Here is an 11,460-nt window from a genome sequence, read left to right as displayed (position 1 = left end):
ACCATGCGGACGCACGCCGGGCACCGGCGGGCACCGCAGAACCGCGAACGCGCCACGCCCGCCAGGCCGCCAGGCCCGCCGACGGGCACACACGCCGCACCCCGCGAAATCCGGCGACGCCTGCACCGAAGCGGGGCAGACTGGCCGCCCGGGCACGGCGCGGGCGACACGCGGAACACGGCACGCGAACGAAGGGGTTGCGCATGGACGATCAGCACAGCGGCGACGACCAGCAGAACGGCGAGGCCCGACACGTCGGCGAGGCCGGGCCCCCGAAACGCTCCGCCGTCCCCGCCCACCTGTCGGTCCTGGACTCCGTCGTGGTCTACGCCGAGGGCGCGGTATGCCGTCGCCGGGCCAGCGTCCCGCTCCCGGCCGACGGCCGGCTCCGGCTGACCGGTCTGCCTTCCTCTGTGGACGGCCGCTCGCTGCGCGCCCGGGTGCTCGACGGCCCGAGCGGGACGGCGGTCACCGAGGCCCGGCTGGAGTTGCTCGCCGAGTTCCACGAGCCGACCGAACTCCCCCGGCTTCGGCGCGAGTTGGACGAGGCCATGGAGCGTCAGGGTGCACTCACCGAGCGCCGCCGGCTGGTCCTGACCGCGATCGCCGAGACCTCCGCACTGCGCGCCGTACCGCCGCAGCGGCGGCGTGACGAACCGCTGCGGCGGACGCCCGCGGACGCCTGGCTGGAGCTGGCCGACTTCGTCGACGAGCGCCTGACCCGGCTCCAGCAGCGCGCCGAGGAGCTCACCAAGGAGGTCGAACTCGCCGACCACGAGCGCGAGTTGGCCACCGACCGACTGGACCGCGCGTCCACCGCCGGCCCCGCCCACCCGATCGGGACCGCCGCCACCGTCCTGCTCACCCTCACCACCGCGCCGGCCTCGGCACCCACCGCACAGCCCTCCCCGGAATCCGCCACGGAATCCGCCCAGGGGCCCGTCGCCCCAACCCCAACCCCCGAGGAGCCCCCCGCCCGGCTCGACATCGAGCTGGAGTACGGCGTCCCCGCCGCCCGCTGGGTGCCCGCCTACCGCCTCTCCTACCGCCACGGCGCCGACACCGGCCGACTCGTCCTGCGCGCCTCCGTCGCCCAGCAGACCGGCGAGGACTGGACCGGCGTCCGGCTCGCCCTCTCCACCGCCGACCTCGACCGCCGCACCGACCTGCCCCGGCTCCGCTCGCTGCGGATCGGCCGCAGCCAGCCCGCCCCGCCGCCGTCCGGCTGGCGCGAGCCCCCGGCCGGCCTGGCCGACCTCTTCACCGGCTACGACGACGCCGGAGCCGGAGCCGGAGCCCGCCCGGCCTCGCGCCGCACGGCCCCGCTCGCCGTCTCGGCCCCCGGCCCGTACGGATCCGCCGCCCGGCTCAACCGCCTCGGCGGCGCCGGTCCTGCCGGTACCCGGCCCGCCGACGCCGGCCTCGTGGCCGACGCCGCTCGGCTGGCGGGCCCCGCCGGGCGCGGCGGCACCCTGGACATCGACGAACCCGTCCCGGCGCCCCCGCCCGCCCCGAGCGGCTTCGCCGGATACGGCGGTGCACCCGCCGCCGCCCCGATGCCCCAAGCCCCCCTGCCGCAAGCCTCGATGCCCCAGGCCTCCGCGCCGCCCCCCGCCCCCGTGGCGCCGGGCGGCGCGCCCCCGCCGGACCTGCACCCGCTCGCCCGCCGCTCCCGCCGAAGCGGCGGCGGCACCGAGGCCCCTGGCACCGGCTTCGCCCCGGACGCCTCCCTGCTCGACTACCCCGGCCTCGTCCTGGCCGGCCCCGACGCACCCGCCGCCCACCGCGGCACCCTGCGCCCCCAGGCCGACCGGGCCGACCAGGTCGGCTACGACGGTCCGGCGACGATGCCCCCATACGACACCGGCCGCGAGCGGGTCCGCCACCTGGCACTCCCCCGGCACGCCGTCCCGCCCCGCGAGTCGGCGGGCTCCTTCGACCACCGCTTCGACTCCGCCGCCCCCGCCGACATCCCGTCCGACGGCACCTGGCACACCGTCACGATCGACGAGATCCCGGTGTCCGTCCGCCCGGAGTACGTCACCGTCCCCGCCGTCGAGGAGAAGGTGTACGCCACCCTGGTGCTCGCCAACCGGACCGACCGCGCCGTGCTGGCCGGCCCGGTCGAGGTCACCGTCGACGACGAGTTCCTGCTCACCGCCGCCCTGCCCACCCTCGCCCCGGGCGGGCTGCGGAGCCTGGGCATCGGTGTCACCGAGAGCATCGAGGTGGCGCGGCGCACCGAGCTGCACGAGTCCACCGCGGGCATGCTGAGCAGCAGCACCGTGCTCGACCACCGGGTGCACGTCCAACTGGCGAACCGGCTCGGCCGCACCGTCACCGTGGAGGTCCGCGAACGCGTGCCGGTCACCTCCGACGCCGAGATCCGGATCGAGGAGCGGGCCGACTGGCAGGCCCCGGCGGTCTCCACACCGGACTGCCCGCCCAGCACCCGGCTCTGGCGGGTCGAGCTGCCGCCCGGCGGCCGCACCGAGCTGGACGGCGGCTACCAGATCAAGATCCCGGCCGGAAAGGCAATCGTCGGTGGAAACCGGAGGAACTGAACGATGACCGAAACGATGACCGGAACGACCATCTCCCTCCCCGTCACCGCCGTCACCTGCCTGGAGGACCGAAGCCAGGTCGAACGCACCACCACCGTCGACCTCGCCGCAGGCGTCCAGCGGCTGCGTCTGGGCCCACTCACCGCGCTCGCCGTCGACCGCACCCTGCGCGCCGAGACCACCGCCCCCGGCACCCGCGTCCTGGACGCCCGGATCGTCCGCGACTGGATCCCGCGCGCCCCGCTGCCGCCCGACCCGGAGGACTCCCGGCTGCGCCACCGGCTGCACGAGCTGGAGACCGCGAGCCGCCTCGCCGACCAGACCCGTGCCCGCCTGGAGGCCCGGCTGGCGCTGCTCGCCCAGCTCTCCGCCGACCTGCTGCGCGAGATCGGCGAGGGCGCCGGGGTCGGCGAGCTCGAACGCACCCGCTGGGCCCGCGAACTGGACCGGGTGGACGCCGAACGCGAGCGCCACGGCGAAGAGCTGCGGACCACCCACTCCCGGCTGCGCCGCCTGGACCAGGAGCGCTCGCAGGCCCTGATCGCCCTCGACGAGGCCGAGGAGGAACCGGCCGAACTGGTCGCCCACCTGGAGCTCACCGTCGAGGCGGCGCAGCCCGGCCCGAGCGGGCTGGCCGTCACCCACCTGGTGCCGTGCGCCCTCTGGCGCCCCTCGTACCGGGCCACCCTGGACGGCGGAAGCCTGCGGCTGGAGTCGGAGGCGGTGGTCTGGCAGCGCACCGGCGAGGACTGGAGCGGCGTCCGGCTCACCTTCTCCACCGCCCGCTCGGCCCTCGCCACCGACCCGCCCGCCGTCGCCGAGGACGTCCTGATGCTGCGCGAGCGCACCGCGGAGGAGCGCCGCACGGTCGAGGTGGAGCTGCGCGAGGAGGCGATCAGCGCACTCGGCCCGGCCGCCGGGGTGCCGGGGGTGGACGACGGCGGGGAGGTCCGGGTGCTGCCCGCGCCCGCCCCGGCCACCGTGCCCTCCGACGGCCGGGCACACCGGGTGCCGCTCGGTGCCTTCACCGGGCAGGCGAGCAGCGAGTACGCGTGCGCGCCGGAGCTGTCCCCGCTGGTGACCCAGGTGGTCCGGTTCCGCAACGCGGCCGGGCACCCGCTGCTGGCGGGTCCGGTCGAACTGGTCCGCGGCAGCGGCTTCACCGGCCGGGGCGAGCTGGGCTTCACCGCCGCCGGGGCCGACGCCGAGTTGGCGTTCGGCAGTTCGGACGGCTACCGGGTGGTCCGCGAGGCCGAGGAGCGCCAGGCCACCGCCGGGCTCACCGGCCGCCAGACGACCACCCGGACGGTGCGGCTGCACCTCTCCCGCTTCTCCGGCCCGGAGGAGCGGGACGAGCAGGTCGTCGCGGTCCGCGAGCGGGTGCCGGTCTCCGAGGTGTCGGCGGTGGAGGTGCGGCTGCGCAAGGAGGAGTGCTCCCCGCCGCCGGACGCCTTCGACACCGAGGGCATCCTCCGCTGGGACGTCCCGCTCGGACCCGGCGCCCGTCGGACGGTCACGCTGGTCTACGAGGTCTCCGCCACCGCCAAGGTCGCCGGGCTCTGAGGAACCCGGCCTCCGCCGCCGTCCGGACACCGGTCCGCTCGTGACGACCGCTCAGGACCAAACCGGGTAGAACAGGAACATGATCCTCCACCTCGCACCCCTGGACGACTGGCTGTCCGACCCCGGTCGGCCGTACACCACCGCGTCGCTGCTCACCGACGGGTTCATCCATTGCTCGGCGGACGAACAGACGGCACTCGCGGTGGCCAACGCCTTCTTCGCCGACACTCCCGACCCGCTGATGGCACTGCTGATCGAGGAGTCACAGGTGGAACCGATGGTCAAGTGGGAGGCCCCGCACGGCGCACCGCCGCCCGGGGCCACCCCCGGCCTGCTGTTCCCGCACGTCTACGGACGGCTCAACCGCTCCGCCGTCAAGGGCCTGCTGAAGGTCGAGCGCGGCCCGGACGGCCGCTGGGCCGCCCTCACCCCCTGGAGCTGACGCCCAACCCCCGACGGCCCGCCCGGCCCGATGCGGGACCGGCCGGTCGACCAGCTCACAGCCAACCCCGCTCCCGGGCCGCCATGCCGGCCTGGAAGCGGGTGGTGGCGCCCAGCGAGCGCATCAGGCTCTGCAGCCGGCGCTGGGTGGTGCGGGCGCTCCAGCCGAGCGACCGGGCGATCGACTCGTCGGTGAGGCCGGCCGCCAGCAGGCCCAGCAGCTTGCGGTGGTCGGCCTCCGGCTCCAGCGTCGCGTCCCCGGTGCCGATCGCGGCCTGCAACTGGACGGCGCGCTCCCACTCCGCCTCGAACAGCGTGTCCAGCGCCTGGAGCAGCGCGGAGGGGTGGATGACGTACGCGGCGTCGAGGACGCTGTCGCCCACGCTGATCGGGATGATCGCCATCCGGTCGTCCGAAATGATCATCTTCATCGGCAGCGACGGCCGGACCCGGGCCTCCTCGCCATCCGCGACCCCGGCCAGGATGTTCCGCTCCAGCCGGCCCGGCCAGGCCACCGCATCCCGGTCGTAGACGGTCCGCAGCCGCAGACCCTCCCGCAACCGCCGCCGCTGCAACGGGATCGGGGTCACCGGATCCTGGATGTACGGCGGGCGGTCGAAGCCGCGGACCTGGTACTGGCTGGTCTCGGTGATGTGCTCCAGCCGCTGCGCGATCGCCTCGCCGCCGGTCAGCACCTCCACCGAGTGCGCCGGATCGGTGTACCGCGAGGCCTCCCGGAAGGCGTCCATCAGGCGGTGCATCTCGGCCCGGGCGTGCCGCAGTTCGGACTCGCGGTGGCCGATCAGGGTGCCGATCGCGACGTCGGGGGCGACCGGCAGGTAGCGCTGCCGGTCCACCGGCGCCCGGGTCGCCATGCCCTGCTGCGCCAGGCGGTCCAGGGCGCGCACGCTCTGCTGGAGCGTCAGGCCGCAGCCCTCGGCCAGTTCCTCCGCGGTGGACTGCGGATTGGCCACCAGCGCCGCGTAGACCTGTCCGTCCGGCTCGGCCAGTCCCAGTGCGCTGAGTGGTGCATCCGACACGACGCCGTCTCCCCCGTTCGCCCCCCACCGGCGCCGACCCTGGCGCAGTCCCGCCACTGGGCGGGTGGTGGTCCGGTGGCAATCCTCTGCCACGGATCATGGCGCTGACAAGGCCGTGACCAGGGGTTGCGGCCCGCCTCGCACCCCGCCCACCCCCACCGGACGACCGAGGGCCTCCCCGCCTTTCGACGGGGAGGCCCTCAACAGAAGCCCGAATATACCGACCGGTCTACATAGCCCAACCGGAATATACCGACCGGTCTACAGACCGACCTCGCGCATCAGCTGACCGACCTCGGGGTTGGTCAGACGGCGCAGCCAGCCCGACTTCTGGTCGCCCAGCGCGATCGGGCCGAAGTGCGTGCGCACCAGCTTCTCGACCGGGAAGCCGGCCTCGGCCAGCATCCGGCGGACGATGTGCTTGCGACCCTCGTGCAGGGTCACCTCGACCAGGTAGTTCTTGCCGACGTTGGAGATCACCTTGAAGCTGTCGGCGCGCGCGAAGCCGTCCTCCAGCTCGATGCCCTGCGCCAGCTGCTTGCCCAGGTCACGCGGGATCGGGCCCTGGATGGCGGCCAGGTAGGTCTTGGTCACGCCGTACCGGGGGTGGGTGAGACGGTGGGCCAGCTCGCCGTGGTTGGTGAGCAGGATGATGCCCTCGGTCTCGGTGTCCAGACGGCCGACGTGGAACAGCCGGGTCTCCCGGTTGGTCACGTAGTCGCCGAGGCACTGGCGCCCGTCCGGGTCCTCCATGGTGGAGACCACGCCGGCCGGCTTGTTGAGCGCGAAGAACAGGTACGACTGGGTGGCGACGGTCAGGCCGTCCACCTTGATCTCGTCGTTCTGCGGGTCGACCCGCTTGCCCTGCTCGGTGACGAGCTTGCCGTTGACCTCGACCCGGCCCTGCTCGATCAGCTCCTCGCAGGCGCGGCGGCTGCCGATGCCCGCCCGGGCCAGCACCTTCTGCAGGCGCTCGCCCTCGGGCTCGCCGAAGGTCTTGGGCAGCTTGACGGCAGGCTTGTCGTGCCGGGCGAGGACGGCGTCCTCGATCTTGGCCTGCAGCTCGCGCGAGCGCTGCGGCTGACGGCGCGGGTCGCCCGGGGCGCCCTGGCCCTCACGGCGCGGGCGCGGGGCCGGGCTGGGGCGCCGACCGGAGTAGCCGCCGCGGGCGGGGGTGGCGTTGGGGCCGCCGCCGTACTCGGGGCGGTCGTAGCGCCGCTCCTCGGGCCGCAGCGGGCGGTCCGGGTACCGGTTGTCGTCGCGCCGGTCGTCCCGGCGGCTGTCCCGCCCGTACGAGCCGGAGCCACCGCGCGAACCGGCACCGCTGCCGCCGCCGTACGAGCCGCCGCGCGAGCCGGAGCCCGAGCCGGACCCGCCGCCGTACGAGCCGCTCCGCGAACCCGAGCCGGATCCACCGCCGTACGAACCCCCGCGCGAGCCGGAGCCCGAGCCGGACCCGCCGCCGTACGAACCCCCGCGCGAGCCGGAGCCCGAGCCGCTGCGGCCGCTGCCGCTGCCGCCGTAGGAGCCGCCGCCCCGGCCCCCGCCCTGTCCGCTGCGACCGCTGCCGCCGCCGCTGCCGTTCCTGCCGTTGCCACTGCTACGCATCAAAGTGTCCGTACGTCGTTACCGTCTGGGATGTGCGGTCGTTTCGGCCGACCTCACCGCCCCCTACCGATCAGGCGCAGCCCGACCGGCCTCGCCACTGCCGTCCGCGGCCTGCACGGCAGCGGCGGCGACCGCCTCCGCGATCATCGTGCCCTCCAGGGACTCCGCTTCCACGTCGTCGACCTCGGGCAGGAAGGGAGCGAGCTCCGGCAGCTCGTCCAGGCCGCGGAGCCCCATCCGTTCCAGGAAGTAGTTCGTCGTCCGATACAGGATCGCACCTGTTTCGGGCTCGGATCCGGCCTCTTCCGCCAGTCCTCGCTGTACCAGGGTACGCATCACGCCGTCACAGTTCACACCGCGGACGGCGGAAACCCTCGATCTGGACACCGGCTGCCGGTAGGCGACGACCGCCAGGGTCTCCAATGCGGCCTGCGTGAGCCGGGCCTGCTGGCCGTCCAGCAGGAAGCGGTCGACGGCCGGAGCGCAGGTGTCCCGACTGTAGAACCGCCACCCGCCGGCGACCAGCCGCAGGTCGAATCCGCGGCCCTGGGCGGTGTATTCGGCGGCCAGTTCGCGCAGCGCCGCGGCCACTTGCGCCCGGGGCCGCTCCAGCACGCCGGCCAGCCGCTCCTCCCCGGCGGGCTCGTCGACGACCATCAGGATCGCCTCCAGCTCGGCCTTCAACCCGGCCCCGGCCGCCTCCCCGCCCCCGGCCGGATCAGCGACGCCGACCACATCAGTGACGCCGGAAGTCGACGGGGCCGACTTCTGGTGCACGACCCGGGCCTCGCCCTCCGCCGACACACCCGTGGGCGCCGCCACGGGCTCCACCGCCGGCCTCGCCGCCACCGGATCCGTCACGGCCCCCGCCACCGGCTCCGGCAGCAGCTCGAAGGCCGGCTCCAGCCATTCCCCGGCCCGCGGCCGCCCCGGCAGCCCGAGCGGGCGCCGCACCGGCCGCCCGCCGCCCCCACTCCCACTCCCACCGCTCATCGACTCTCCTCCCGCGACCGCTCACCCACCGGCCGCTCACCCACCGGCCGCTCACCCACCGGCCGGTCGAACTCGTCCGTCACCTCGACCGCGCCCCGGTCCGCCTCCGCCACCCAGCGCACCAGCAGTTCGCCCAGCGCCTCCGACTGCTCGAAGGCCAGCACCCGCTCCCGGTACAGCTCCAGCAGCGCCAGGAAACGGGCGACGACCACCAGCTCGTCCGGCGCGTCCGCGACCAGCCGCTGGAACGACGCCTCGCCGAGCTCGGTGAGCAGCCCGACCACCAGCCCGGCCTGCTCGCGCACGCTGACCGGCGGGCTGTGGATGTGGTCGACGTACACGACGGGCTTCGGCTTGGGTTCCATGGCCCTGGCCGCCAGCTGCGCGAGCCGCTCCGGGCCGATGGTGATGACCACCTCGGGCAGCAGCCCGGCGTGCCGGGGCTCCAGCCCGACGGTGCGCGGGCGTCGGGCCAGCTCGGCGGCCCAGCGCTCGCCGAAGAGGGCCGCCGCCCGCTTGTACGCCCGGTACTGCAGCAACCGGGCGAACAGCAGGTCGCGGGCCTCCAGCAGCGCCAGGTCCTCCTCGTCCTCGACGTCGGCGACGGGCAGCAGCCGGGCGGCCTTGAGGTCGAGCAGGGTCGCGGCGACGACCAGGAACTCGGTCGCCGCGTCCAGGTCCCAGTCCGGGCCCATCGCCCGGATGTGTGCCATGAACTCGTCGGTGACGGTGGCCAGCGCCACTTCGGTGACGTCGAGCTTGTGCTTGGCGATCAGGCTGAGCAGCAGGTCGAAGGGGCCTTCGAAGTTGTCCAGCCGCACCCGGAAGCCGCCCCGCGGCTGTTCCTCGGTCGCGTTCTCGGTCGCGTTCTCGGTCGCGTTCACGGCGGTGGTGGGTGGTTCGGCGGTGCTCGGCATGACGGTCCATCTTCACCCGGCCCGGCCGCCCGCCCCGTCCCCGGGGCCCTCGACACGCCGTCGTCACCCGGCCATCACGCGGTCGACGCCTCCCGACGCCGGCCCTCGGCATCGACGTCGACACCGACGTCAACGCCACCGCAGGACGTCACCACAGGACGTCAGCACGCCACACCGGAGACGCCGCACCAGGGATGCCACACCGGGACCGTCGCACCGGAGGCACCGCACCGGCGGCACCAGAGGCACCACCGACGCCCGGGAAGGGGCCTAGCGGCCGCGCAACCGCCGGACCAGGATGGAGGCCTCGCCGCGCTGCTCCAGGTCCGCCAGGACCACCGCGATGGCCTCCCGGACGATCCGCCCGCGGTCCACGGCCAGGCCGTGCTCACCGCGCAGCACCAGCCGGGCGTGCTCCAGGTCCATGAGCTCCTCGGCGGACACGTACACGGTGATCTTCTCGTCGTGCCGCTCGCGCCCGCTGGGGCGGCGCGGCGCGCGGCCGCGCGGCCGGGCGCGCCCGGTGCCGCCGGCCTGCTCCTCGGCGGCGCCGGGGTGCTGGCGGCCGGCCGGCACGGTGCCCTGGGGCCCGGCGGGCGAGGCGGAGCGCTGGGCGGGCGGCTGGGCGCCCGCCGGCGCGCCGGCGGCCGGCTGCTGGTCCTGGGACGGCTGCCGCCCGGCCTCGCCGCTGCGCTGGGTGTCCTGAGCGTCCTCGGCGCCTTCGGCGCCGTCCGTGCCGTGGACGGTCCGCGCGGTCTCCGCTCTGGCTGCCTCGGCGGCCGGACGCGGCGCGAGGGACGGCGACAGCGCCATCCCGCCGGTGGTCCGGAACAGCTCGTCGGCCCCCGGGAGACTCACTCGGCGGGGCGGCACCGGTCGAGCACCTCCCTGGCGAGCTGGCGGTAGGCGGCGGCACCGACCGAGTTGGTCGCGTACGTGGTGATGGGCTCGCCGGCGACGGTGGTCTCCGGGAAGCGCACGGTCCGCCCGATGACGGTGTGGAAGACGTGCTCGCCGAACGCCTCGACGACCCGCGCCAGCACCTCGCGGCTGTGCACGGTGCGCGAGTCGTACATGGTCGCGAGGATGCCGTCCAGGCGCAGCTCGGGGTTGAGCCGCTCGCACACCTTCTCGATGGTCTCGGTCAGCAGCGCGACGCCGCGCAGCGCGAAGAACTCGCACTCCAGCGGGACGATGACGCTGTGAGCGGCGGTCAGCGCATTGACCGTCAGCAGGCCCAGCGAGGGCTGGCAGTCGATGATGACGTAGTCGTAGTCGGGCAGCAGCGGCTTCAGCGCGCGGGCCAGCGCGGACTCCCGGGCCACCTCGCTGACCAGCTGCACCTCGGCGGCGGAGAGGTCGATGTTGGACGGCAGCAGGTCCATGCCCGGCACGGCCGTCTTGAGCAGCACTTCATCGGCCGTCAGGCCCCGCTCCATGAGCAGGTTGTAGACGGTGACGTCGAGCTCCATCGGGTTGACGCCGAGGCCGACCGAGAGCGCGCCCTGCGGGTCGAAGTCGACGAGCAGGACCCGGCGGCCGTACTCGGCCAGCGCGGCGCCCAGGTTGATGGTCGACGTGGTCTTGCCGACGCCGCCCTTCTGGTTGCACATGGCGATGATCTGCGCGGGGCCGTGCTCGGCGACCGGGGCCGGGATCGGGAAGTACGGCAGCGGGCGGCCGGTCGGACCGACCCGCTCGCGGCGCTGGCGCGCGGCGTCGGGGGCCAGCGTGGCGGCGTACTCCGGGTCCGGCTCGTACTCGGCGTCCGGGTCGTCGTAGGCACCGTAGGCGAACTCGCCGTAGGCCAGGCCGTAGGCCGCCAAGTCGGCGTCGTGATCGGTCACCGTGGTCACCTGCGCTGTGTTCTGGCGTGCTTCGAAGGTACGGAGTGCGACCGAGCCGACCTCGGCCGAGCCCACGGAGGGCTGCCGGGCCCCGGGCTCCTCACTCGGCTGGCCGGCGGTGCGCTCCGCCAGTCCTGGCTGACCACCCCCGGGAGCAAATGTCGACTCATTCACAAGTCGTCTTACCTCCTTGGGCATCCAGGACTCTATGTCGATTCGTCAGCGTGGCAGCATGCCGACGGTTTGCGACTCTAGGCCGTTCAAGGCGTTCGCAGCAACACAATCCACGGTAGTGGGCCGGATGTGTCGACTATCGGGCGGGCCGATGTCAAGGGATGAGTAGGCCGTTGACCCTAACGTTTCTGCGGTGGGGTGACACGACCGACAGAAATTGACGACAGAGCGACCCGCCCGCCCCATCACCCGTTCACGGGCACGGCGAAGCCCCCGGCCCGAGGGGATCGGGTCGGGGGCGAACGACCGCCGG

Annotated in this window: 9 protein-coding genes; 3 read left to right on the top strand and 6 right to left on the bottom strand. The window is 74.5% G+C overall.

Translation table 11 applies throughout. The features are described 5' to 3' along the window. The first annotated feature begins 203 nt into the window (after positions 1-203). The 3 genes from ABT015_RS27740 to ABT015_RS27730 all read left to right on the top strand — a co-directional run bounded on the left by ABT015_RS27740 (position 204) and on the right by ABT015_RS27730 (position 4,569). A complete protein-coding gene (locus ABT015_RS27740) occupies positions 204-2,564 on the top strand; it encodes a DUF4139 domain-containing protein (protein WP_350883717.1) in 2,361 nt (786 codons plus the stop codon). Between the two features lie 3 nt (positions 2,565-2,567). Then, positions 2,568-4,127, top strand: a complete 1,560-nt coding sequence (locus ABT015_RS27735; RefSeq protein ID WP_350883715.1) for a mucoidy inhibitor MuiA family protein — start codon at positions 2,568-2,570, stop codon at positions 4,125-4,127. A gap of 79 nt (positions 4,128-4,206) precedes the next feature. Further along, positions 4,207-4,569, top strand: coding sequence for a DUF952 domain-containing protein (locus ABT015_RS27730; protein ID WP_350883713.1), 363 nt, complete (start codon positions 4,207-4,209; stop codon positions 4,567-4,569). A gap of 55 nt (positions 4,570-4,624) precedes the next feature. Here ABT015_RS27730 and ABT015_RS27725 read toward each other — a convergent pair whose 3' ends face one another. From ABT015_RS27725 to ABT015_RS27700, 6 genes are all read right to left on the bottom strand, one after another. Beyond that, complete coding sequence (locus ABT015_RS27725; protein WP_159398525.1) at positions 4,625-5,608, bottom strand: helix-turn-helix domain-containing protein; 984 nt, start codon at positions 5,606-5,608, stop codon at positions 4,625-4,627. 261 nt (positions 5,609-5,869) lie between these two features. Further along, a complete protein-coding gene (locus ABT015_RS27720; RefSeq protein WP_350883711.1) occupies positions 5,870-7,216 on the bottom strand; it encodes a pseudouridine synthase in 1,347 nt (448 codons plus the stop codon). Positions 7,217-7,279: 63 nt separating this feature from the next. After that, entirely contained in the window at positions 7,280-7,873 is a 594-nt protein-coding gene (gene scpB / locus ABT015_RS27715; RefSeq protein WP_402449853.1) for an SMC-Scp complex subunit ScpB, read from the bottom strand. A gap of 332 nt (positions 7,874-8,205) precedes the next feature. Then, positions 8,206-9,126: a segregation and condensation protein A gene (locus tag ABT015_RS27710; protein ID WP_350883709.1), complete on the bottom strand. Its 921-nt coding sequence runs from the start codon at positions 9,124-9,126 to the stop codon at positions 8,206-8,208. 270 nt (positions 9,127-9,396) lie between these two features. Beyond that, positions 9,397-9,984 (bottom strand): hypothetical protein, encoded by a 588-nt coding sequence (locus ABT015_RS27705; RefSeq protein ID WP_350883707.1) that lies wholly within the window; start codon positions 9,982-9,984, stop codon positions 9,397-9,399. Continuing rightward, positions 9,981-11,048, bottom strand: a complete 1,068-nt coding sequence (locus ABT015_RS27700; protein ID WP_030245868.1) for a ParA family protein — start codon at positions 11,046-11,048, stop codon at positions 9,981-9,983. Before ABT015_RS27700 ends, ABT015_RS27705 begins: the two co-directional genes overlap by 4 nt. Between the last annotated feature and the right edge of the window lie 412 nt (positions 11,049-11,460).

The organism is Kitasatospora sp. NPDC094016 (assembly GCF_040304045.1).
GTDB lineage: Bacteria > Actinomycetota > Actinomycetes > Streptomycetales > Streptomycetaceae > Kitasatospora.
Note: the sequence above shows the minus strand (reverse complement) of the source record. Positions and strands in the feature narration are given on the sequence as shown.

Excerpts from the sequence above, each read along its gene's own strand:
- ABT015_RS27735 (WP_350883715.1), top strand. The coding sequence starts at position 2,568 with ATGACCGAAACGATGACCGGAACGACCATCTCCCTCCCCGTCACCGCC.
- scpB (WP_402449853.1), bottom strand. The coding sequence starts at position 7,873 with ATGGTCGTCGACGAGCCCGCCGGGGAGGAGCGGCTGGCCGGCGTGCTG.
- ABT015_RS27730 (WP_350883713.1), top strand. The coding sequence starts at position 4,207 with ATGATCCTCCACCTCGCACCCCTGGACGACTGGCTGTCCGACCCCGGT.
- ABT015_RS27720 (WP_350883711.1), bottom strand. The coding sequence starts at position 7,216 with ATGCGTAGCAGTGGCAACGGCAGGAACGGCAGCGGCGGCGGCAGCGGT.
- ABT015_RS27740 (WP_350883717.1), top strand. The coding sequence starts at position 204 with ATGGACGATCAGCACAGCGGCGACGACCAGCAGAACGGCGAGGCCCGA.
- ABT015_RS27710 (WP_350883709.1), bottom strand. The coding sequence starts at position 9,126 with ATGCCGAGCACCGCCGAACCACCCACCACCGCCGTGAACGCGACCGAG.